19 protein-coding genes are annotated in these 22,808 nt (G+C 71.2%); 12 read left to right on the top strand and 7 right to left on the bottom strand.

Annotated elements, in window-relative coordinates; translation table 11 throughout:
• The first annotated feature begins 15 nt into the window (after positions 1–15).
• A complete protein-coding gene (locus tag CFK38_RS04100) occupies positions 16–837 on the top strand; it encodes a MetQ/NlpA family ABC transporter substrate-binding protein (RefSeq protein WP_096801937.1) in 822 nt (273 codons plus the stop codon).
• Positions 838–853: 16 nt separating this feature from the next.
• Here CFK38_RS04100 and CFK38_RS04095 read toward each other — a convergent pair whose 3' ends face one another.
• The 4 genes from CFK38_RS04095 to CFK38_RS04080 form a co-directional block, all read right to left on the bottom strand.
• Positions 854–1,645 carry an ABC transporter ATP-binding protein gene (locus CFK38_RS04095; RefSeq protein WP_096801936.1) on the bottom strand — a complete coding sequence of 264 codons (792 nt, stop codon included), beginning with the start codon at positions 1,643–1,645 and terminating at the stop codon, positions 854–856.
• Positions 1,645–2,625, bottom strand: coding sequence for an ABC transporter permease (locus CFK38_RS04090; protein WP_096801935.1), 981 nt, complete (start codon positions 2,623–2,625; stop codon positions 1,645–1,647). Before CFK38_RS04090 ends, CFK38_RS04095 begins: the two co-directional genes overlap by 1 nt.
• Positions 2,626–2,634: 9 nt before the next feature.
• Complete coding sequence (locus tag CFK38_RS04085; protein WP_096801934.1) at positions 2,635–3,648, bottom strand: ABC transporter substrate-binding protein; 1,014 nt, start codon at positions 3,646–3,648, stop codon at positions 2,635–2,637.
• A gap of 229 nt (positions 3,649–3,877) precedes the next feature.
• Complete coding sequence (locus CFK38_RS04080; RefSeq protein WP_096801933.1) at positions 3,878–5,992, bottom strand: S9 family peptidase; 2,115 nt, start codon at positions 5,990–5,992, stop codon at positions 3,878–3,880.
• Positions 5,993–6,277: 285 nt separating this feature from the next.
• Between CFK38_RS04080 and CFK38_RS04075 the strand changes: the two genes are divergently transcribed.
• Complete coding sequence (locus CFK38_RS04075) at positions 6,278–7,441, top strand: LLM class flavin-dependent oxidoreductase (RefSeq protein ID WP_096801932.1); 1,164 nt, start codon at positions 6,278–6,280, stop codon at positions 7,439–7,441.
• Positions 7,441–8,130 carry a CE1759 family FMN reductase gene (locus CFK38_RS04070; protein WP_096801931.1) on the top strand — a complete coding sequence of 230 codons (690 nt, stop codon included), beginning with the start codon at positions 7,441–7,443 and terminating at the stop codon, positions 8,128–8,130. Before CFK38_RS04075 ends, CFK38_RS04070 begins: the two co-directional genes overlap by 1 nt.
• Before the next feature lie 75 nt (positions 8,131–8,205).
• Here the strand turns inward: CFK38_RS04070 and CFK38_RS04065 are convergent, their stop codons facing one another.
• On the bottom strand, positions 8,206–9,627 hold the full coding sequence (locus CFK38_RS04065) for a sulfatase family protein (RefSeq protein WP_096801930.1): 1,422 nt from the start codon (positions 9,625–9,627) through the stop codon (positions 8,206–8,208).
• A 222-nt stretch (positions 9,628–9,849) separates the two neighbouring features.
• Here CFK38_RS04065 and CFK38_RS04060 point away from each other — a divergent pair, with 222 nt between their 5' ends.
• Positions 9,850–10,839 carry a hydroxyacid dehydrogenase gene (locus tag CFK38_RS04060; RefSeq protein WP_096801929.1) on the top strand — a complete coding sequence of 330 codons (990 nt, stop codon included), beginning with the start codon at positions 9,850–9,852 and terminating at the stop codon, positions 10,837–10,839.
• Positions 10,840–10,851: 12 nt separating this feature from the next.
• Here CFK38_RS04060 and CFK38_RS04055 read toward each other — a convergent pair whose 3' ends face one another.
• On the bottom strand, positions 10,852–11,991 hold the full coding sequence (locus CFK38_RS04055) for a GntR family transcriptional regulator (protein ID WP_096801928.1): 1,140 nt from the start codon (positions 11,989–11,991) through the stop codon (positions 10,852–10,854).
• A gap of 251 nt (positions 11,992–12,242) precedes the next feature.
• On the opposite strand from CFK38_RS04055, the gene CFK38_RS04050 reads away from it, so the two are divergent.
• From CFK38_RS04050 to CFK38_RS04030, 5 genes are read left to right on the top strand one after another with little or no spacing between them, the layout of a single operon-like run.
• A complete protein-coding gene (locus CFK38_RS04050; RefSeq protein ID WP_157773344.1) occupies positions 12,243–13,550 on the top strand; it encodes an ABC transporter substrate-binding protein in 1,308 nt (435 codons plus the stop codon).
• A gap of 1 nt (position 13,551) precedes the next feature.
• On the top strand, positions 13,552–14,490 hold the full coding sequence (locus CFK38_RS04045; protein ID WP_096801926.1) for a carbohydrate ABC transporter permease: 939 nt from the start codon (positions 13,552–13,554) through the stop codon (positions 14,488–14,490).
• Positions 14,491–14,507: 17 nt separating this feature from the next.
• On the top strand, positions 14,508–15,443 hold the full coding sequence (locus CFK38_RS04040; RefSeq protein ID WP_245851214.1) for a carbohydrate ABC transporter permease: 936 nt from the start codon (positions 14,508–14,510) through the stop codon (positions 15,441–15,443).
• Positions 15,440–16,804 (top strand): sulfatase family protein, encoded by a 1,365-nt coding sequence (locus CFK38_RS04035; RefSeq protein WP_096801924.1) that lies wholly within the window; start codon positions 15,440–15,442, stop codon positions 16,802–16,804. The genes CFK38_RS04040 and CFK38_RS04035 overlap by 4 nt, the downstream gene beginning before the upstream one ends.
• A gap of 3 nt (positions 16,805–16,807) precedes the next feature.
• Positions 16,808–18,124, top strand: coding sequence for a sulfatase family protein (locus CFK38_RS04030; protein ID WP_096801923.1), 1,317 nt, complete (start codon positions 16,808–16,810; stop codon positions 18,122–18,124).
• A 6-nt stretch (positions 18,125–18,130) separates the two neighbouring features.
• Here the strand turns inward: CFK38_RS04030 and CFK38_RS04025 are convergent, their stop codons facing one another.
• A complete protein-coding gene (locus CFK38_RS04025) occupies positions 18,131–19,612 on the bottom strand; it encodes a sulfatase family protein (protein WP_157773544.1) in 1,482 nt (493 codons plus the stop codon).
• Positions 19,613–19,837: 225 nt separating this feature from the next.
• Between CFK38_RS04025 and CFK38_RS04020 the strand changes: the two genes are divergently transcribed.
• The 3 genes from CFK38_RS04020 to CFK38_RS04010 all read left to right on the top strand — a co-directional run bounded on the left by CFK38_RS04020 (position 19,838) and on the right by CFK38_RS04010 (position 22,793).
• Positions 19,838–20,620: a sugar phosphate isomerase/epimerase family protein gene (locus CFK38_RS04020; RefSeq protein WP_096801921.1), complete on the top strand. Its 783-nt coding sequence runs from the start codon at positions 19,838–19,840 to the stop codon at positions 20,618–20,620.
• Complete coding sequence (locus tag CFK38_RS04015) at positions 20,617–21,609, top strand: hydroxyacid dehydrogenase (protein WP_096801920.1); 993 nt, start codon at positions 20,617–20,619, stop codon at positions 21,607–21,609. Before CFK38_RS04020 ends, CFK38_RS04015 begins: the two co-directional genes overlap by 4 nt.
• 122 nt (positions 21,610–21,731) lie before the next feature.
• Positions 21,732–22,793: a LacI family DNA-binding transcriptional regulator gene (locus tag CFK38_RS04010; protein ID WP_096801919.1), complete on the top strand. Its 1,062-nt coding sequence runs from the start codon at positions 21,732–21,734 to the stop codon at positions 22,791–22,793.
• Positions 22,794–22,808 lie beyond the last annotated feature (15 nt).

The following is a 22,808-nucleotide window of genomic DNA, read 5'->3' as shown; positions in this document are numbered from 1 at the left end:
CAGGAACGAGACCCCATGAAGCGACGCACCTTCGCCCTGACCGCCCTCGCCGGGACCACCACGCTCGCCCTCGCCGCCTGCGGCGCCGGCGGCACCGGCGACGGCGGCGAGGACACCGTCATCAAGGTCGCCTCCCACCTGCCGCCGATGACCGACGTGGTCACCCTCGCCGGCGAGATCGCCGCCGCGGAGGGGTACACCGTCGAGCTGGTGCAGGTCACGGACAACGTGCAGTACAACCGGCTGCTGGCCGATGGCGAGGTCGACGCGAACTTCGCGCAGCACGAGCCGTACATGCAGGCTTTCAACGAGGCCCACGGCGCGCACCTGGTGCTGCTGGAGGGGATCTACGACGCAAAGGTCGGCTTCTACTCCAAGGCGTACGACGACCTCGAGCAGATCCCCGAGGGCGGGAGGGCCGCGATCCCCAACGACCTCACCAACCAGGGCCGTGCGCTCGCGATCCTCCACCACGCGGGTCTGATCACGCTGCCCGCGGACGTCGGCTTCGAGGGCCGGGTGAGCGAGATCGTGGACAACCCCCTGTCCCTCGAATTCGTCGAGGTGGACCTGCTGAACCTGCCCTCCGCGTACGACGAGGAGGGGATCGCGCTGGTCTACAGCTACCCCTCATACATCAAGAAGGTGGGTCTGACCCCGGCCGATGCGATCCTCCTGGAGGAGCTCGTGGACGAGCGCTTCACGATCTCGCTGGTCGCCCGCGAGGACAATCAGGACTCCGAGAAGATCCAGGTGCTGCGCCGGGCGATGACCAGCGACCGGGTGCGCAGCTTCCTCGAGGAGGAGCACAGCGCCACCCTGCTGCCCGCCTTCTGAGCGGCGGCGCCGCCCCTCAGCTCAGGAGCGTCTCGTCACCCAGGGTGGCGCCCTTGGTCTTCTCGAACTCGTCGAGGAGGTCCTTGACGGTGCGCCCGTGCTTCTCGTCCTCGGTGAGGTCGAGGATGATCCGGCCCTCGTGCATCATGATCAGCCGGTTGCCCACGCGGAGGGCCTGCTCCATGTTGTGGGTGACCATCAGGGCGGTCAGCTGCTTCTCGGTCACCACCTGCTCGGTCAGCCGCGTCACCAGCTCCGCCCGCTGGGGGTCCAGGGCGGCGGTGTGCTCGTCCAGCAGCAGGATCGCGGGTTCGGAGAAGGTGGCCATGAGCAGGCTGAGGGCCTGTCGCTGCCCCCCGGACAGCAGGCCCACCTTCGCCGTGAGCCGGTCCTCGAGCCCGAGCTCCAGGGCGGCGAGCTCGTCGGCGAACCGTCGCTTCTTGGCGCGGGTGACGCCGAGCGCGAGCCATCGGCCCGCCCCCCGCTTGTCCGCGATGGCCATGTTCTCCTGGATGGACAGGTGCGGGGCCGTGCCCGCCATCGGGTCCTGGAACACGCGCCCCACGAACGAGGCCCGCTGGTGGTCCGGGAGCCGGGTGACGTCGCGCCCGGCGATGGTCACGGTGCCGTCATCGGGCTGCAGGTCCCCGGAGACGATGTTCAGCAGGGTCGACTTCCCGGCACCGTTGGACCCGATCACCGTGACGAAGTCGCCCTGCTCCAGATGCAGGTCCACGTCGGTGAGGGCGCGCCGCTCGTTGGCGGTGCCCGGGAAGAAGGTCTTGTCCACGGAGGATACGGTCAGCATCAGCGCACCCCGTTCTCGGTCGTCGTGGTCGGGGTCGGCTCGGTGGCCGGAGCGTCGGCGGCGAGGGCGGCGGCACCGGGGGTCTCCTCGGCGGCGTCGGGGTCCCCGGCCATCGCCTTCTTCCGGCGCCGGCGCTTGAAGACCGGGAGCTGCGGGAGGATCAGTGCGACCACCACCAGGACGGCGGAGATCAGCTTCATGTCGTTCGGGTTGAGGCCGCCCTCCAGGGCGAGCTGGATCGCCACCCGATAGATCACGGACCCGAGGATCACGGCCAGCGCGGCGATCAGGATGGTGCGCTGGCCGAGGATCGCCTGGCCGATGATGACCGAGGCGAGGCCGGCGAGGATGAGGCCGATGCCCATGCCGATGTCGGCGAAGCCCTGGTACTGCGCGATCACCGCACCGCCCACGCCGACCAGTCCGTTGGACAGGGCCAGACCCAGGATCTTCTGGTTGTCCGTGTTCACGCCGAAGGAGCGGATCATCTTCTCGTTGTCGCCGGTGGCCTGCATCGCCAGCCCGGTGTCGGTGTGCAGGAACCAGACCAGGACCAGGGCCAGGACGACGGCCAGCAGGGCGAACGCCCCGATCCCGAGCGGACCGCCCAGGACGCCGGCCGCCCGCAGCGGGGTGATGGCGGTGTCCTCCCCCAGCAGCGGGACGTTGGCCCGGCCCATGATCCGCAGGTTGATCGAGTACAGCCCGATCTGGGTCAGGATGCCGGCCAGCAGGCCGTTGATGTTGCCCTTCGTGGTCAGCAGACCCGTGATCACCCCGGCCGCGAAGCCGGCCACGAAGGCCATCAGGATCGCGAGCAGCGGGTTGATCCCGTTGACGATCGAGATCGCGGCCACCGCCGCACCGGTGGTGAACGAACCGTCCACGGTGAGGTCGGGGAAGTCGAGGATGCGGAAGGTGAGGTAGACCCCCAGCGCCATGATGGCGTAGATGAGGCCGAGTTCGACGGCGATCGTCATGGCAGCTCCCTACTCGGCGCCCTCGCCCACGACGTGGTCGGCCTCGTCCAGCATCGCCTGCGGGATCTCCACGCCCATCTTCTCGGCCGCGGTCGGATTCACGTAGAGCTCCGGCTGGGTCTGGGTCTCGACCGCCATGGTGGCCGGGTCGGCGCCCTCGGTGAGGATCCGCACGGCCATCTCGGCCGTCTGGGCACCCAGCTCCTCGTAGTTGATCCCATAGGTGGCCACGGCGCCGCGCTCCACCGATGCGCCGTCGGCGGCGACCACCGGGATCTGCTCGTTCTGGCCGACGCGGATGACCGACTCCAGCGCCGAGACCACGGCGTTGTCCGTGGGGACGTAGATCGCGTCGACGTCGAGCGAGTTGGCCGCCTGCTGCACCTCGGAGGAGTTCGAGACCGTCGCCTCCTGGATCTCGATCCCCAGCTCCGCGGCCGCCTCCTTGGCCCAGTCGACCTGGACCTGGGAGTTGACCTCGCCCGAGGAGTAGACGATGCCGACCGTCTCGGCGTCCGGCGCCAGCTCCGTGAGCAGCTGCAGCTGCTCCCGGACCGGGTTGGCGTCGGAGGTGCCGGTGACGTTGCCCCCGGGCTCCTCGTTCGAGTCGACCAGCTTGGCCGATTCCGGGTCCGTGACGGCGGTGAACAGCACCGGCGTCTCGCGGATGGACTGCGCCAGGGTCTGGGCGGACGGCGTGGCGATGGCCAGCAGCAGGTCGTGGTCGGAGTTCGCGAAGGTGCCGGCGATGGTGTTCGCCGTGGCCTGGTCGCCCTGGGCGTTCTGCACGTCGAAGCTCACGTCCAGGCCGGCATCCTCGAGGCCGGACATGAAGCCCTCCCGGGCGGCGTCCAGCGAGGGGTGGGTGACGTACTGCGAGATGCCGATGGAGTACGACTCGTCGCCCCCGCCGCCCTCGGCGGTCTCGTCCGCGGCACCGCCGCAGCCGGCCAGGGCGAGCGCGGAGACGGCCAGTGCCGCCCCGGCGCGCACGACGGTGCGCGCCTTGTTGCTGCGAATCATGGTGATGGTCCTTTCCATGCCATGGGTCCCGGCGAGGGGACACGGGGTGCGCCGTGACGGCCTGACCGGGGAGGGTGCACGCACACTCTAGCCGTGACGGGCGACACACTGCACCACGGACCCGCCCCTTCCTGGACGATCGGTGCCGCATCCGCCGAATCCGGGTACATCCGACACCGGGGTCGCGCGAGCGGACGTCACGGGGCCGGCCGGGAGGCACCCCGACCCCTCACCCCAGGACCACCGGCCGCTCCCACACCTGGCCGCGCACGTGCGTATCGAGGAAGCCCAGGAAGGTCTCGTACCAGACCTGGGCGTTGCCCCGGCCCTGGATCCAGTGGCCCTCGTCGGGGAAGTAGAGGTAGCGATGCTGCGTGCGGCCCGCGGCGTCGCGCGGGGTGGCCGAGAACTCGTGCAGGTCGTACCAGAGGGCGTGGCCCTGGGCGATCGGCACCCGGTAGTCCTTGTCGCCGTGGATCACGAGCATCGGCGCGACGATCTCACCGGCGAAGTCCTTGGGGTTGTAGTGCGCGTTCTGGCCGCGCATCGAACGCTCCCAGCCGGCGTTGTCGGTGGTGTGGCCCATCGATTCGGTGTCCCACAGGGAGGCGTGGGTGACGATGCAGCGGAAGCGGTCGCCGGTGCGGCCGGCCACCCAGTTGGCCATGTAGCCGCCGTAGGAGCCGCCGGCGAAGGCGGTGCGCTCGGCGTCGATGTCCGCACGGCCGACGGTCACGTCGGTCAGCGCCATGATGTCGGTGAACGGCGTGCCGCCCAGCTGATGCTGGCCGCGGTCGATCATCGCCTGCCCGTACCCGGTGGAGATCGCCGGGTCCGGCAGCAGCACCGCGAAGCCGGCCGCCACGAAGGGGCCCGGGTTCCAGCGGTAGGTCCAGGCGTTCCAGGACCCCCAGGGGCCGCCGTGGGCGAAGACCACCAGCGGGTGGGGGCCCACGCCCTCGGGCAGACGCAGCCAGGCCCGCAGCGCGGTGCCGTCCTCGGCGGTGGCGGTGACCTCGGTGAGGGTGCCGGGCAGGGTGACGGCGTCGGCCGGGTTCGCCAGCGCCGCCACCGTGCCGGTGGCCGGATCGATCCGCACCGGGTACGGGGCGACCGCGATACCGGAGGCGGACGCGATGATCGCGCCGCCCGCGACGGAGGCGGAGGAGAACGTGAGCTCCTGACCGGGACCACCGGCCAGGCGGCGCGGCGCGGGATCGTCGACCCCGCCGATCCACACCGCACCGCGGCCCTGGTCGTCGCTGGTCGCGACCAGGGTGGACTCGTCCAGCCAGATCGGCTCGAACCAGTGGTCCAGCTCGGGCCAGACGGGCCGGGACTCGCCGGTGGCGAGGTCGAGCACCTCGGCACCGGCGGCGAGGGACTGGCTCTCGGTCCAGGAGTGGTGGCGGCCGATCAGGGCACGGTCGCCGGACGGGCTGAACTCCCCGGGTCCGTACTCGAGCTCGGCGGTGGCCTCTCGCAGCAGCCGCGGCGGCTGCTCGCCGACGAGGTCCAACAGGTAGAGGTCGGGCACGCCGACCAGGTCATCGCGGGAGTCGACCATCCCCACCAGCGCGCGGGTGCCCTCGCGGTCCACGCTCCAGCTCTCCAGGCGGCCATCCGGCATCGCCAGGTGGCGGAAGTGCAGCACCTGGGTGGGGGCGTCCTCGTCGGCATCGGTGTGCGGCGCTCCGGCCGACGCACCCGTGGCGCCGCCGTCGGAGTCCGCTCCGGTGGCACCGGTGCGCGCACCATCGCGCTGCGCGCCCGGGGCTGCGGTGCGCTCGGCGGAGGCCAGGTCGTCGGGGAGGGCGGCGATCGCGAGCACGGGCCGGGTGGGCCCGAGGTCGTGGTCCCAGTAGCGGGTGGGGAATCCGGCATGGAGCGCGGCGGTGACCTTCGCGTCCTTGCGCTTCGTGCTCAGCTCGCGATGCTCGGCCTCGTCGGAGGCCTGGGAGTGCACCTCGAGCTCGGTGACCAGGTGCCGGCCGGCCACCGTGAGGCCGCCGAAGCCGCCGGGGCGGGAGGCGAGCTCGCGGGCCTCACCGCGCACGGGCAGTGCCCACAGCTGGGCGTCCTCGGCCTCCTCGCCGTCCTCCCCCACGCGCTGGGCGGTGAAGAAGGTGGTGCCGTCCTCGGCGGCGGCGACCGCGCCGACGGACGCGCTGCCACGGGTGAGCGGGAGCAGGTGCTCGCCGTCGATCTCGACGAGCGCGCTGCGATAGGCGGTGCCCTTCGCGTCCGGGCTCGAGATCTTCGCGAGGATCCGGCCGCCCTCGGTGGTCTCCAGCGCCGCCAGGCGGGTCGCGTCCAACAGGGTCTCGATGCTCTCTGAGGTCATGACATGCCATCCTGCCATCGCTCGTCCCCGCAGACGACCGATACCGGGAGGTCGCGGGCATGCGCTCTCCGCGCCGTCCCGCTCGCAGCACCGCACCGCACCGGCCAGCACCCCGCACGACGGCCCGCAGAGCGCTCCGGCGGGCGACGCCGCTCACGGCGGGGTTGCCGCCGCCTCTTAGATAGTTTAAAGTTGTAGTAACTTCGGGGAGCGGCTCGTGCGGCGGTCGCCACCACCGTTCCGGTGCCCCTCCGGAGGACCGACCACGATCCGAGGAGCCCCGCCATGCAGTTCGGAATCTTCACCATCGCCGACATCACCCCGGACCCCACCACCGGCAGGGTGCCCACCGAGAACGAGCGCCTGCGCGCCGTGGTGGAGCAGGGCAGGCTCGCCGAACAGGTGGGCCTGGACGTGTTCGCGATCGGCGAGCACCACAACCCGCCGTTCGTCACCTCCTCCCCCACCACCACGCTGGCCTTCCTCGGCGCGCAGACGGAGCGGATCATCCTCTCCACCGCGACCACGCTGATCACCACCAACGACCCGGTGAAGATCGCCGAGGACTACGCGATGCTGCAGCACCTCACCGGGGGTCGTGTGGATCTGGTGATGGGACGCGGCAACACCGGTCCGGTCTACCCCTGGTTCGGTCAGGACATCCGCAAGGGCGTCGAGATCGCGATCGAGAACTACGACCTGCTGCGCCGGCTGTGGAGCGAGGACGTCGTGGACTGGGAGGGCGAGTTCCGCACCCCGTTGCAGCAGTTCACCTCCACGCCGCGCCCGCTGGACGGTGTGGCACCCTTCGTGTGGCACGGCTCGATCCGTTCCCCGCAGATCGCCGAGCAGGCCGCGTACTACGGCGACGGGTTCCTGCACAACAACATCTTCTGGCCGATGAGCCATACCAGGCAGATGGTCCAGCTGTATCGCGAGCGCTACGAGCACTACGGGCACGGCACGGCCCAGCAGGCCTACGTGGGGCTCGGCGGCCAGGCGTTCATGCGCAGGAGCTCCCAGGACGCGATCACCGAGTTCCGCCCCTACTTCGATGCCGCCCCGGTCTACGGCGGCGGCCCCTCGATGGAGGACTTCACCGCGCAGACGCCGCTGACCGTCGGCTCGCCGGAGCAGGTCGTGGAGCGCTACCTGACCATGGCCGACCACGTCGGGGACTACCAGCGCCAGCTGTTCCTCATGGACCACGCGGGCCTGCCGCAGAAGACGGTCCTGGAGCAGATCGAGCTGCTGGGCACCGAGGTCGTCCCGGTGCTGCGCCGCGAGCTCGAGGCCCGCCGGCCGGTCGGCGTCCCCGAGGGGCCCACCCACGCCGCCCGTGTGGCGTCCGCCGCGGCCGAGCGCGGCAGCTTCGACGACGCCTACCGGTTCGAGACCGGTGACAACTGGACCGGCCTGCGCACCGAGGACGCGAAGGGACAGCGCTGATGACCACCACCTACCGGATCCTCGCCCTGTCCGCGGGGCTCTCCACCCCCAGCTCCACCCGCATGCTCGCCGACCAGCTGACCCGCGGGACCGCGGCGGCGCTGGGCGGGGCCGGCATCGAGATCGAGGTGACCACGGTGGAGCTGCGCGAGCACGCCCACGAGATCACCGACGCCCTGCTGACCGGCTTCCCCGGCGAGCGGCTCGCGATGGTGGTCGAGCAGCTCCGCGCGGCCGACGCGGTCATCGCCGTCACCCCGATCTTCCACCTCGGTCCCTCGGGGCTGTTCACGATGTTCTTCGACGCCGTGGACAGGGAGCTGTGGAGGGGCCGGCCCGTGCTGCTCGGCGCGACCGCCGGGAGCGCCCGCCACTCGCTCGCGATCGACTACGCGATCCGGCCGATGTTCGGCTACCTCCGGGCCGCGGTGGTGCCGACGGTGGTGTTCGCGGCCTCGGCCGATCTCGGCGCCGACACCGAGGGCCACGCCGACGAGCAGCCGCTGGCCGTACGGGTGCGCCGAGCCGCCGCGGAGCTCGCGGTGATGCTGCGTTCCGGTCCGGGCAGCGCCGCAGAACCGTCCGACGGCACCGCACGGGCGGCGACCGAGGCGCCCGCTGCGGGCGCCGCGCTCGACCCGGAGTTCGCCGACTTCGTGCCGATGGGGAGGCTGCTGGGCCGCGACTGAGGGAGGAGCGAGCGGTCGCTGCTCGCCTCCTGCGCACCCACGACGGCCCGAGGTCTCCCTGCCCCGGGCCGCTGCTCATGCTCCGACGACCTGGAGGCCCGCCCGCCACTGCTCGTGCAGCGCCGTCAGCTCGGCGACGACCTCCGGATGCTCCGCGGAGACATCAGCCGCCGGGGATTCGCTGCCCGGCTGCGGATCCGGGCCCATCGGCACCAGGGTGATGCCCTGGCCGATGTCGGTGTGCTCGACGGCGAGCAGGTGGTCGCGGTGCCCGGTGGTGGGGTCCACGCCGCGCAGCTTCCATTCCGGGGTGCGCACGGCCCACTGGAACACGGTGTCGAAGTGCAGCGCCTGGTGGCCGGCGCTGCGCTCCTCCCAGACCGGTCGCAGATCCGAGCCGTCGATCGGGTGGGACGGCGGCACCTCGGTGCCGGCGGCCGCGGCGAAGGTGGGCAGCAGGTCCATCGCCGAGACCAGCGCCGCGGACCGTGCGCCGCTCGGGACGGTGCCGGGCTGCGAGAGGATCATCGGCACCCGCACCCCGCCCTCGAAGAGGCTGTACTTGGTGCCGTCCAGCGGTGCGTTGTTCCCATAGTTGCAGGTGGAGCCGCCGTTGTCGGTGAGGTAGACGACCAGGGTGTTCTCCCTGCGCCCGGTGGCCTCGAGGTGGTCGAGCATCCGCCCGATCTCCCGGTCCATGATCTCCAGCTGCGCGAGGTAGTACGCCCGGCCGTTCTCGAGCCGCGGCGAGATCGCCCCGTCGTACCAGTCGACGTAGTCCATGGCCGCGGCGTCGAAGTCGTCATGCCGGGGCAGGGCGCGGGCCTCGAGCTCGTCCTCCGGCAGCTGCCAGGCGAAGTTGTGCACGGCGTTGTAGGCGACCATGCAGAAGAACGGTTCCTGCGCCTCCTCGGCGCCCTCGCCCATGAAGTCGAGCGCGCGGTCGGTGAACTCGACGGTCAGGTGCTCCTCGCAGTCCACCTCGCGGCCGTCCTCGTACAGCGGGCTGACCCCGTGCGCGCCGGCGGCCTCACCGTAGTCCCGGGCCGCCTCGCGCGAGTGGTGGAGGTAGTGCAGACGGCCCATGCTGAGCCCGGCCAGGCCGTAGAGGCTCTGGTCGAAGCCGTGGTTCTCGGGGCACGCCCGGTCCCCCGGACGCTCGGGCCCGTAGTGGACCTTCCCGAAATAGCCGGTGCGGTACCCGGCCTCCCCCAGCACCTCGGGCATGACCTGCCGCGACGACGGAGGGAAGGCGGAGGTGTCGAACCAGTGCGCACCCCAGCGCTGCTGGTGGGCGCCGGCGATGAGGCCCGCGCGGGAGGGGGAGCAGATCGGCGCGGTGACGTAGCCCTGGTCGAAGACCGTCCCGGCGGCCTCGAGGCGGTCCAGCTGCGGGGTGCGGGCGTCGGCGCTGCCGCGCGAGGAGCGGTCTGCGTATCCGTGATCATCGGAGATGATCAGCAGGATGTTCGGTCGCTCCTGGGTCGAGGTGGGCATGGCGGGGTCTCCTCCTGGGGTGGCGGTCGCGCCCAGCGTAGCGAGAGATGTCAGCGACCCGAGGTACTTATTAAGGATCTTTTCGTGCAGAGTTGCCCGGTAACTCATTGATTGCTATTCCCATCGCCTGTTTGGCTCCGAAATACCTGCCTCGCCTCACGACCGAGCACCCGTGGGGCAGCTCCCGATGACGGGCATCGCCCCAGTGAAGGACAACATCCGATGAAGACGATCCTCGCCATGCCGCAGGACCAGCAGCACCTGATGTTCGGCCCCGGCCAGCTGCAGGAGCTGAGCGGCCTCGTCGAGATCGAGGTGGACCGCACCGTCCCGGACCTGCAGGCGGCGGCCGACGAGCAGCTGGCGGACGTCGAGGTGCTGATCACGGGCTGGGGATCACCGCGCCTCGATGCTGCGACCCTGCAGCGCCTGCCCGCCCTGCGCGCGGTGGTGCACACGGCGGGCACCCTGCGCCGCATCGCGTCCCCCGCCCTGTGGGAGCGGGAGGACATCCTGGTCACCACCGCCGCCGAGGCCAACGCGCTGCCGGTGGCCGAGTACAGCGTGGCCCAGATCCTCCTGGCCGGGAAGCAGAGTCTGAGCAGGGAGGCAGCGCATCGACGGTGCCGGGGGCAGGAGCACACCTCGACCCTCGCCCACGGCGGCAACTTCGGTGCAGTGGTGGGCCTCATCGGGGCCTCGAGGGTGGGGCGGGCGGTCGCGCGGCTGCTGCGGAACTTCGACCTGACGGTCCTGCTCAGCGACCCGTACGTGAGCGAGGAGGAGGCCCGCGGGCTGGGGGCCGAGCTCGTGGCGCTGGAGGAGCTGTTCCGGCGCAGCGACGTCGTGAGCCTGCACGCCCCGGATGTCCCGTCCACGCAGGGGATGGTGACCGGGGCGCTGCTCGCCTCGATGCGCGAGGGCACCACCTTCATCAACACCGCCCGCCCGGCCCTCGTCGAGCTCGACGCCCTCCGGGAGCAGGTGGTCTCCGGCCGCCTGAGCGCCGTGCTCGACGTCCACGACGACCTCGCCCCGGAGGACCCGCTGTGGGACGCGCCGGCGGTCTCGATCACCCCGCACATCGCCGGTTCCCTCGGGAACGAGCTGCACCGGCTCGGTGAGAGCGCGCTCGAGGAGATCCGACGGCTGTGCACGGGCCGCCCGCCCTACGCCCCCGTCGACCCCAGCATGCTGGCGATCGTCGCCTGAGGGCACCGACTCTCAGACCGCCGGGGCCTTCTCGATGGCCGCGGCACCGCAGGACTCACGCACGACGAGGCGCGGTCGCAGCTTGACCTGCAGCACCGGTGAGCTGCGACCATTCTCGATCCGGCGCAGCATCACCTCCGCCGCCGTCGAGCCGAGAGGATACTTCGCCGGCGACATCGCGGTCAGCGGCACCTCGGCCACCTCGGCGAGCTCGTCGTCATACGAGACCAGGGCGAGGTCGCGGGGGACGGCGAGGCCTCGGCGCGAGGCCGCGCTCTCCAGGAGCGCCGCCTCCCGGTCCCCGAACACCAGAGCGGCGGTGCAGCCGTGCTCGAGCAGCTCCTCCAGAGCACGGTCGGCGCGTTCGACGTTCCACGCCTCCATCTCCTCCACGACCACGATCTCCTCGAGGCCGTCGGCCCGGCATGCCGTCCGGTATCCCGCCCTGATCCCCGGCGCCGTGTGCGGGGCTCGGCGCAGCACCAGGCCGATGCGCTGGTGCCCGAGACCGAGGAGGTGCTGCATCGCGTCGAACGCTCCCCCGGCGTGGTCGGAGACCACGTGCTCCGAGGGGTCCGCGGCGCCGAGCTCGGGCAGGGAGCGCTCCAGGAGCACGACGGGCACCTTGAGTCGCTGCAGAGCCTCCACCCGGCGGAGGTTCTCGCCCGCCTGTCCGGTGCGGAAGGTGGGGACGACGATGATCCCGCGCACGCCGTCCGCCAGCATCGACTGCAGTGCTTCCTGTTCTCGATCCAGCTCGTAATTGCTGGTCGCGAGGGTGAGGGAGACCCGCCGGGACGCCAGCGTGGATTCCAGCCCCTGGAGGACCTTCGCGTAGTAGAGCGCGGCCTCGGGGATCAGGATCCCGACCCGCCCCTGCCGGGTCTCACGCGGCGGCCTGCGGTCGTTGACGAAGGTGCCCGCCCCCCGCCGCCGGCTCACCAGCCCTTCGTCCACGAGGGACTCGTAGGCGCGTCGCACGGTGGTGAGCGAGAACCCCGATTCCTGGATCAGCTCGTTCTCCGTCGGCAGCTTCGTCCCCGGGGTCCAGGCGCCGGAGAGGATCTGGCTGCGCAGCTGCGAGGCGAGCTCCTCGAACTTCAGACGTCGGCGCCCGCTGCGACTCCACACCGATTCCGTCGAGGACTCCATCGCCGCACCGCCTCCACATCATCCGCTATTACTACCTTTGCACTGACTTCCAGGAACCCTAGCACTCGGAGCACCCGATCCCTCGCCGATGCCCGCTGCTGCAGGTCACGAGCGCATCGAGACCCGGATCACTCCAGTGCGACCACCCCTACCGGCTCTCGACCACATTTCACAGCCCGGAAACTCATTGATTACTATCTTCCCGCGCTGGTCCGATAGTCGCACTTACTCTGAAAGGCCAGGTGAGTCGCGTGCTGCACTCTGCAACTCCGACACGACGTCAACTCTTCGCACTGGGAGCCGGCGGCGCCGCCGCGGCTTCCCTCGCCGCCTGCGGCGGTCCCTCGTCCGGCTCGAGCTCCGGTGATTCGATCACGTACTGGTCGAACTGGAAGGAGGGCGAATCCCAGCAGGCCGTCATGAAGGCGGCCGTCGCCGCCTTCGAGGAGGAGAGCGGCATCACGGTCAACGTGGAATGGCAGGGACGCCAGGTCACGCAGAAGATCGTCCCGGCGCTGAACACACCGCAGGTCCCGGACATCATCGACGGCGCCTTCGCCAAGCTCGCCCCGGTGCTCGCCGCGACCGGGCAGGTCCTTCCGCTCGATGACCTGTTCGCCTCCGAGGTGGAGGGTGAGGCGATCACGGACATCATCCCCGAGAAGTTCCGCAGCGAGTCGACGATGCAGGACGGCAGCCCGTGGCTGCTGCCGACCTTCCTCACCTCCGAGGCGATCTGGTACGACGCGGGAGAGAACCCTGAGATCAGCGAGGCTCCGCCGGCGAACTGGGAGGAGTTCATCGCCCTGCTCGAGGACCTGAAGAGCCAGGGCAGGACCCCCCTCGCCGCGGACGGCGACATCGGCGGCTACAACGTCCTCTGGTTCCAGTCGCTCTACCTGCGCCTGACCGGTGTCGGCGGTCTGAACGAGCTGGTCTCCGACAAGAGCGGGGCCCTCTGGGACGGCGACGCAGCGCTCGAGGCGGCCCGCTGCGTGGAGCAGATCGTCCAGGGCGGCTACCTCATCCCCGGCTACGACGCCTCCAAGTGGCCCGCCCAGCAGCAGGCCTGGGCCACGAACGACGCCGCCCTGCTGCTGAACGGCTCGTGGATCCCGACGGAGACCGCCCCGTACGCCACCAAGGACTTCGAGTACGCCTCCTTCCCGATGCCCTCGCCGGACCCGTCGGGGGAGACGATCATGCGGGCGGAGCCCACCGGCTTCGTCATCCCGTTGCAGGCGAAGAACCCCGAGGCCGCGGCCGAGTTCGCGAAGTTCCTGCTGCGTATGGAGTTCCAGGAGAAGATCGCCGCCGAGGCCGGTCAGATCCCGATCCGGGAGGGCATCGAGACCATCCCCGAGCTGGCAGACATCTCTGCCGCGATCGACGCCGCGGACAACACCTACCTGGCCGCGGACGGCGTCACCTACTCGGGATACATGGAGACGGTGATGCAGCCGCTCAACGATGAGCTGTTCCTCGGCAAGATCGGCGCCGAGGAGTTCATCTCCGCGATGAAGGAAGCACAGATCGCCTACTGGGAAGCGCAGCTCTGAGATGACGGCCCTTCTCAGCCAGCGCCCCGTGCGCCGCCCCCGCGGCGTCAGCCTCATCGAGGCGCAGAAGCGGAAGCTCTTCCTCCCCCTGGTCGGCCCCGCCTTCCTGTTCTACACGCTGCTGGTGGTGGTCCCCTCGGCCGCCGCCCTCTGGATCAGCTTCCATCGCTGGCCCGGAGCCGGGCCGATGGAGTTCGTCGGGCTGCGCAACTACCCCCGGGTGGCCAAGGACCCGCTGTTCCAGCAGGCGTTCCTCAACACCATGCTGATCCTGGTGGTGGTGGGCGTGACGATCTTCGTCCTCGCCTTCGCGATGAGCCTGGTGCTGCGCAACATGTGGGGCAAGGGCACCGTCCGCGCGGTGATCTTCTTCCCCCACCTGGTCAATGCGCTCGTCTTCGGCGCGCTGGCAGGGTTCATCTTCAACCCGGGCGGCCTGGTGAACACACTGCTGCGCCCGTTCGGGGTCACCGAGCCCCCGGCCTGGTTGGCCCAGGACAACATCTTCGTGCTCATCATGGTCACGCTGGTGCTGACGCACACCGGGTACTTCACCACGATCCTGATGGCCGGCGTGGACCGCATCCCGCCGGACTACTTCGAGGTGGCATCGCTGGCCGGATGCAATGCGATCCAGCGCCTGCGCTACGTGATCATCCCGCTGACCTGGGAGGTGTTCGCGACCTGTGCGGTGCTGTGGACGATCAGCTCGGTGAAGATCTTCGAGCTCATCTGGGTCTTCGGCGGGTCCAGCGGTGTCGGCATCCCGCCCACCTCCAGCTGGACCGCCGCCGTGTACACCTACGTCACGGCGTTCTCCGGACAGTCGGTCCCGGCCTACGGGGCGGCCACCGCCTCCGCGATCATCTCGCTGGTCACGGTCTCGATCATCGTCCTGCTCATGCGGCGGATCATGCGTCGCGACGCCATCCAGTACTGAACGACAAGGACAACGACGTGACTTCTCCGACCCCCGCCCTGGCCGCTGCCGAACCGGGCACCGTCCGGCAGAGCCCGCCCCCGCCCCGTCGACGCCGCAGTCGCGGCAGCCCGGCCTCCCGCGCGGAGCGCAACCCGCTGCGCATGGTCCTGGTGGGCGTGCTGTGGCTGGCCGTCGCGCTCGGGATCGCGCTGCTGTTCTGGATCATCGTGCAGTCACTCCGGGACACCCGCTCGATCCTCGCCGAACCCTTCGGGATGCCGACCTCGCTGGAGTTCGAGAACTGGTCGCGCGCCTGGACCGTCGGCGACTTCGGCCGAGCCGCCTGGAACAGCGCCTGGGTGACCCTGGTCAGCTCCGGGCTCACGGTCGTCGTCGCCGCCCCGGCGGCGTATTATCTCGGCCGGGTCGACACCCCCGTGACCCGATTCCTCAGCAACTACTTCGTGCTCGGGCTCGGCATCCCTGCGCAGGTCATCATGATCCCGCTGTTCGTGATGCTCTCCCGCCTGTACCTGACCAACAGCCTGATCGGGCTGAACCTGGTGTACATCGGGATCTCGATGCCGTTCACGGTGTTCCTGCTGATCTCGTTCTTCCGCACCCTGCCCGTGGAGCTCGAGGAGGCGGCCGCGATCGACGGCACCTCGCCGCTGGGCACGATGATGCGCATCATCATGCCGCTGGCCAAGGGCGGCATCATGACCGCGTTCATCCTGCAGGTGATCTCGCACTGGAACGAGACGCTGATGGCGATGACGCTGCTCAGCTCGACGGACAAGTACACGCTGCCGGTCGCCCTGATCGGCTTCGTGCAGCAGCAGACCTATTCCGGTGCGGACTGGGGCGGCCTCTTCGCCGGCATCTGCATCGTGGTGCTGCCGATGCTGATCATGTTCCTGTTCGTCAGCCGCCGGCTCACCGAGGGGCTCACGGTCGGGATGGGCAAATGACGAACCTGGTGCTGCTGATCGCGGACCAGTTCCGGGCCCAGTGCGTGGCACCGGACGGTGACCCCGTGCCCACCCCGCACCTCGATGCGCTCGCCGTGCGAGGGGTGCGGTGCGAGACGGCGCTGAGCTCGTATCCGGTGTGCAGCCCGCACCGCGCGATGCTCATCTCCGGGCAGACCCCGCAGGAGAACGGCGTGCACCTCAACGTCAACTCCGCCACCGCCGCCTCCGGTGTCGGCCTGCGCTCGGACGCCGAGAGCTGGGCGGCGGTGATGGCCGCGCACGGCATGGCCACCGGGTGGATCGGCAAGTGGCATCTCGAGCCGCCCACGGCGGAGGACGAGATCTGGGGCGAGGGCCGACGGGACGACGGCAAGGTGTGGGACGCCTTCTCCCCGCCGGAGCGTCGCTTCGGCTTCTCCCACTGGTACTCCTACGGCTGCTGCGACGACCATCTGCGCCCGCACTACTGGGCGACCGACGGCGGACGCGAGGACCGGATCGACGTGGAGCAGTGGTCCGCCGCGCACGAGACGGACCGGGCGCTCCGGTTCCTCGATGAGCACGGAGCGGGACCCTTCGCGCTGGCGGTCTCCTGGAACCCACCCCATCCCCCGTTCGACCAGCTCCCCCACGGCGTCCACGAGCAGTTCGCGGGGCGGGGCGAGGAGCTCCTGGTGCGCCCGAACGTCACCGAGGGGATCCGTGCCGAGGCCGCGCGGGTCGCGCCGCAGTACTTCACCGCGGTCCACGAGATCGATCAGCAGGTGGGGCGGATCGTCGAGGCGCTCGCGCAGCGCGGCCTCACCGAGGACACCCTGGTCGTGTTCACCTCCGACCACGGCACCCAGCTGGGCAGCCACGGCCGGCTCGACAAGAACGTGCCGCTGGAGGAGTCCATGCGCATCCCGCTGATCGTCGGCGGGCCGTCGCACCTCGCCCCGGGCCGGTCCTCGGCGCTGATCGGCTCGCTCGACATGGCCCCGACCCTGCTGGGCCTGGTGGGTCTGGCGGACTCGATCCCTGCCCGGATGGTGGGCGAGGACCTCAGCCCAGCCATCCTGTCCCATGCCGGGGCGGACCCGGAGTCCGTGGTCCCGTTCTTCCATGACGAGGCCGCACCGGACGGGCTGCAGCAGCGCGGTCTGCGCACGCCCACCCACATGTGGGTGCTCTCGGCCCGCAGCGGCGAGGTGTGGTCCACCTGCCATGACCTGGTCGCCGACCCGTTCCAGCTGCATCCTCTCGAGGATCCCGCGCTGGACCGCGCGCTGGCCGCCCGGGCCCGCGAGCTCTTCGCGCGGCTCGAGATGCCGTGGCCGGAGCTGGACCGCTATTCCCTGTCCGCCGTGGAGGTCTGAGACGTGGCGAAGAATCTGCTGTTCCTGATGGCCGACCAGCTCGGGGCGCATGCGCTGGACGGCGAGTCCCGGGAGTTCCTCGCCGCCCCGCACCTGGCACGGCTGCGCGAGGAGGGTGCCGCCTTCACCCGCGCCTACACCCCGTTCCCGCTGTGCGTCCCGGGCCGCAGCTCCCTGCTTTCGGGCAGGGCCCCGCACGAGATCGGCATCGACCGCAACCGCCCGCCGGAGGCGGTGATCGAGCAGTTCCGCGCCGGCCCGACGCTGCCGCGGACGCTGCAGGAGAACGGCTTCCGCACCGAGTGGGGCGGGAAGTGGCATGCCCCGCGGGTCGAGGTCTGCGAGGCCGACGGCTTCGCGCTGACCCGTCCCTTCGGTGACGCGGGGCTCGCGGACTGGGCCGCGGGACGGCTGGACGAGCTGACCGCCGCCGAGCAGCCCTTCGCCCTCTTCGTCTCCTTCGACGACCCGCACACGATCTGCGAGTACGCCCGCGGCCAGCCGATGCCCTACGGCGACGTCGAACCGGCACCGGTGGCCGAGACGCCCCCGCTGCCGCTGAACCATGGGCCGCTGCCCTACGAGCCCGAGGCGCTCGCGCATGAGCGGGCGGTGGGACAGAACATCCATGGCACCGGCACCTGGGGCCCGGACGAGTGGCGGCAGTACCGCTGGACCTATGCGCGCCTGGTGGAACGGGTGGATCACCAGATCGGGACCGTGCTCGCAGCGCTGGAGCGCTCCGGAGCGGCGGCGGACACCCTGGTGGTCTTCACCTCCGACCACGGGGACGGGGACGGCGCGCACCAGTGGTCGCAGAAGAGCGCGCTGTACGAGGAGTGCATCCGGGTGCCGCTGCTGCTGCGGGCCCCGGGCGGGCCGTCCGGTCGCACCGTCTCCGCACCGGTCAGCACGGCCGCGCTGGTCCCGACCCTGTGCGCCGAGCTCGGCGTCGTACCCCCGCCGGGGGTGGGGCCCGGGAACCTGCTCGAGGACGCCCCGGCCGAGGACGTGGTCGTCGAGACCCGGATCGACCATCCCGCCTCGACGACCGTGGGCCGCTCCCTGCTCCACGGGGACTGGAAGTACACCGTCTACTCATGGGGCCGGCACCGGGAGCAGCTGCATCACCTGGGCGAGGACCCGCTGGAGATGCGGAACCTGGCGGTGGAGAGCCGTCACGGCGAGATGCTCGCCTCCCTGCGCGACCGCCTGCTGCAGCGGTGCCTGCGCGACGGGGACCCCTTCGCCCGGCGCATCCCGCTGCCGCCGGAGCTGCCGGCGGAGGTCCGCGAGCAGATCTTCACCCCGCCCTACTGAGCCGCCTCAACCGACGGGAACGCTCTGGCCGGAGCCGTCGACCGGGGAGTCCCAGCCGCTCAGCGCCGGGGTGCTGTGCCGTGCGAACCAGTCCTCCAGGGCTCCGCTGAGCTCGTCGAGGACGGCGGCATGCGCCGGAGCCGTCGAGAGGTCGCGCTCCTCGCCGGGGTCCTCCTGCAGGTCGTAGAGCTCCGTCGGTCCCTCGCGCCGCAGGACGAGCTTCCAGCGTTCGGTGCGCAGCATCCGGTTCGCGCCGTACTCGTCGTGGATCACGACGGCGTCCTCCGGCGCGTCGACCGCTCCCGCCGTCTCCGGCGACGCCTCCGAGGTCTCCGGCGCGCTGCGGAGCAGCCGGGGCGCCAGCGAGCGGCCGGCCCGCAACGGATCCTCGAGCGGCGTCGCCCCGGTGAGCTCGGCGATCGTGGCGAAGAGGTCGACGGCGGAGGCCGGACGCTCGTCCACCGCCGCGGCGGCGATCCGATCCGGCCAGCGCACGATGAACGGGACGGTGATCGACGGCTCCCAGAAGTTCAGCGGGAAGGTCCCGTTGCCCTTGCCCCAGATGCCGTGGTGGCCGCAGGAGAACCCGTTGTCCGCGGTGAAGACCACGATCGTGTCCTGCAGCAGACCGCGCCGCTCGAGATCCTCCAGCAGGGCGGAGATGCTGCGATCCACCCCGCTGATCGCCGCGCAGTAGCCGGCAAGAGCCCCGCGCCGATCGGCCACGGCCCGCGAGAAGGCCTCGGCCGTGAACCACGGATGGGGCTCGGGAGCGGGCACCGAGGGGAAGTCGGTGTCGTCGTAGAGGGCCAGGAGGTCCTCCGGGTGGTTCCCGTCGAACCAGGGGTCGTGCGGCGCGGTCCAGTTGACCTGGAGGAAGAACGGACGACCCGGGTCCTCGGCGTCCAGTCGATCCAGGAAGTCGAGGCTCTGGCGCGTGATCGCGTCGGTCAGGTACTCAGGCTCCGTCGTCGGCTCGGCGGGGACCGTCGGCCGGCCGCTGACCTCGTCGTGCTTCCAGGTCGGTGCCCCGAAGTAGGGGCCTCCGCCGAGCTGGTGCGCCCACCAGTAGTCGAAGCCCGGGGCGGGGACGTCCGAGGAGCCGATGTGCCATTTGCCGACCATCCCGCAGCGGTACCCGTCCCGCGAGAGCATCTGGGCGATCGAGTCCGCGCCGACGGCCCGCTCGAGGAAGTCGGGGTCGACGGGCCGCTCCGGTGTGCCCGCGCGGGCCAGCGCCTCGGGACGGATCCAGTCGTGCACCCCGTGGGCGGAGGGCATCCGCCCCGTGGTGAGGCTGGCCCGCGCCGGGGAGCAGACCGGGGAGGCGCAGAAGAAGCGCTCCAGGGTGGTCCCCTCCCGCTGCAGGCGGTCGAGGGTCGGGGTGCGCAGCTCCGGCATCTTCGAGCCGAGCGCCCAGGCGCCCTGATCGTCCGTGACCAGCAGCAGCACATTGGGCTGCCGCCGCTCGGGGGTCGGGCTCGGCATGGACACGATGGCCTCCTGGCTGGTGGGCGGGCGCTCGTTCGGTGCGTGGTGAGCATTGCTCCCGCCCGATCTCGCGATACCCTATGGTAAACGCTTGCCCTCAGTGGTTCGCACCCGGATGCGTTCGGCGGCGGGCGCGGGGATGCCGTCGTTCGTCGCAGGATGGTGCGCACGGCATCGCCGCACCGTGGCCCCGCGCGTCAATCCACGTTCCCAGGAGTGCCCATGATCCGACCCGGTCTGTGTTCCGTGACCTTCCGAGAGCTCGACGTCGCGCGCATCGTCGAGCTCGCCGCCGATGCCGGCCTCGCCTGCGTGGAGTGGGCGGGGGACGCCCATGTCCCACCCGGCGACGTCGCCGCCGCCGAGCGCGCCCGCACCCTCACCGAGCGCGCCGGCCTCGCCGTCGCCTCCTTCGGCTCCTACCTCCGGTTCGACGGCTCCGACGAGGAGTTCGCTGCTCAGGCGGCAGGCGTGCTGACCGCCGCCCGGGCGCTCGGCGCCCCGCGGATCCGGGTCTGGGCGGGCCGCACCGGCTCGGCCGGGACCCCCGCCGCCGAGCGGGCGCGGACGGTCGCGCGGCTCCGGGAGTTCGCCGACGCCGCCGCCGCGCACGGCATCGACCTCGGCCTCGAGTTCCACGGCCGCACGCTCACCGACGAGATCACCTCCACCCTGCGCCTGCTCGAGGAGGTCGATCACGACCACGTGCTCAGCTACTGGCAGCCGCACCAGGGCATGTCGGACGGCGAGGCCGTGGACACCCTGCGGCAGGTGCTGCCCCGCACCTCGACGATCCACGTCTTCTCGTGGTGGCCGGTGCACGAGCGTCTTCCCCTCGCCGAGCGGGCGCCGCTGTGGCGGGAGGTCTTCGGTGTGCTCGCCGCGGAGGGCTCGGACCGCGATGCGCTGCTCGAGTTCGTCCCGCAGGACGATCCCGCCCTGCTCGCCCGCGAGGCGGCATCCCTGCGCGAGCTGATCGCCGCCGGCGCGGAGAGCGCACGATGAGGGCCCTGCTCGCGATGCCGTCGGAACTGCCCGGCCGCATGTTCGATGATCTCCAGCTCACGCGCCTGGCCGCGCTCGGCGAGATCGACACCCGCCGCACCGTCCCCGACCTCGCCGCTGCGGAGGACGAGTCCCTCGCCGAGGTGGAGGTGCTCCTGACGGGCTGGGGCTCACCCTGTGTCGATGCCGCGGCGCTCGCGCGGATGCCGCGCCTGCGGGCCATCGTCCACACCGCCGGAACCGTGCGCTTCGTGGTCTCCGAGGCGGTGTGGGAACGCGGCGACATCGTGGTGACCTCCTCGACCGCGGCGAACGCCGTGCCGGTCGCGGAGTTCACGCTCGCCCACATCCTGTTGGCCGGCAAGCGGTCCCTCGCCCAGGAGACCGACTATCGCCGCAGCCACGAGGTGGGCCGGCCGGCCGGTGCCGGCCGGGCGGTCGGGAACTACGGGAGCGTGGTGGGTCTCGTCGGCGCCTCGCGGATCGGCTCCCTGGTGGCGGAGCACCTGCAGCGCTTCGACGTGGAGGTGCTGGTCACCGACCCCTATGTCGGCGCGGAGGAGATCGCGGCCCTCGGCGCGACGAAGGTGGAGCCCGAGGAGCTGTACTCCCGCAGCGATGTGGTGAGCCTGCACGCGCCGGACGTCCCCTCCACCCGGGGGCTGGTCAGCCGGGAGCTGCTCGCGCTGATGCGCGAGGGGACCACCTTCGTCAACACCGCCCGTCCCGCCCTCGTCGATGTCGAGGCACTGCGCGAGGAGCTGGTCTCCGGGCGCCTCTGCGCGGTGCTCGACGTGCACGACGATCTCGCCGACGACGACCCCCTGTGGGACGTGCCGACGGTGTCGATCACCCCGCACATCGCCGGTTCCCAGGGCAATGAGCTGCGTCGTCTGGGCGAGCACGCTCTCGAGGAGGTGCGGCGCCTGGCGGCCGGGGAGCCGCCGCGTCACCCCGTCGATCCCTCCCGCCGCGAGAGGGAGGCCTGAGGGCATGCGGCGCGGAGCGACCGGGCGCGGCCCCTCATGCGACCCCCTCGTTATGCTGACCGGACCGCGGGCACCGCTCCCCCGGCCCGGCAGACACGCCACCACCCGCAGGAGGAACACCGATGCCCGCCGTCCGACTCAGTGATGTGGCCAAGGACGCGGGCGTCTCCCTGGCCACCGCGTCCCGCGTGCTCAACGGCTCCTCCCGGGTGCCCGGGAAGGCGGTCGCCGAGAAGGTGAAGATCTCCGCGGCGAAGCTCGGCTACGTCCCCAACGCCCAGGCCCAGGCCCTGGCCCGCTCCCGTTCGGGCCTGATCGGTCTGGTGGTCCACGACATCGCCGACCCCTATTTCGCGACCATCGCCCGCGAGATCCAGCAGCAGGTGTTCGCCTCGCAGTCCCAGGTGCTGCTCACGCAGACCGATCGCGAGATCGACACCGAGGTCGGGGCGCTCCGCTCCCTGATCGCCCAGCAGGTCGATGCCCTGGTGCTGGTGGGCTCGCATCGCTACGGCAACGACTCGGACGCCGCCCTGCGCACCCTGCTCGAGGGCTTCGCCCGCCACGGCGGTCGGGTGGTGGGCATGGGCCAGTCCCTCGGCGTGGGGCGCACGATCGTGCCGGACAACGCTGCCGCCGCCCATGAGCTCGCGACAGCGCTGATCGTGGAGGGCCACCGCCGCTTCGCCGTGGTCCAGGGGATCGCCGGGATCCCCTCGGCCGCGGATCGCACCGGCGGCTTCATCGCCGCGCTCACCGAGGCCGGCATCGAGCCCGAGCTCAGCGTGGAGGCGGACCTGACCCGCGCCGGCGGATACCAGCTGGCCGCCAGGATCCAGGAGCACCTCGCCGACCTGCCGGCCGCCGAGGACCTCCCGCTGTGCGTGTTCGCCCCCGCGGATGTCATGGCGCTCGGCGCGCTCGGCGAGCTGCGCCGCCACGGGATCGAGGTGCCCACTCAGGTGGCGGTCGCCGGCTTCGGCGGGGTGCCCGATGCGGCCGATGCGAATCCGCCGCTCACGACGATCGCGCTGCCCCTGCACGACATGGCCCGGCAGGCCGTCGAATGGGTGCTCGAGCCGCCCGCGACCGATGAGGATGCCGCCGAGGACGCGCCGTCGGAGGTCCATGTGCGGGGCGAGGTGCTGCTGCGGGGCACCACGGCCCTGACCGGCGCCGGCTGACACGCGACGCCGGTC

This window comes from Brachybacterium vulturis, from assembly GCF_002407185.1.
Lineage (GTDB): Bacteria > Actinomycetota > Actinomycetes > Actinomycetales > Dermabacteraceae > Brachybacterium > Brachybacterium vulturis.
Note: the sequence above shows the minus strand (reverse complement) of the source record. Positions and strands in the feature narration are given on the sequence as shown.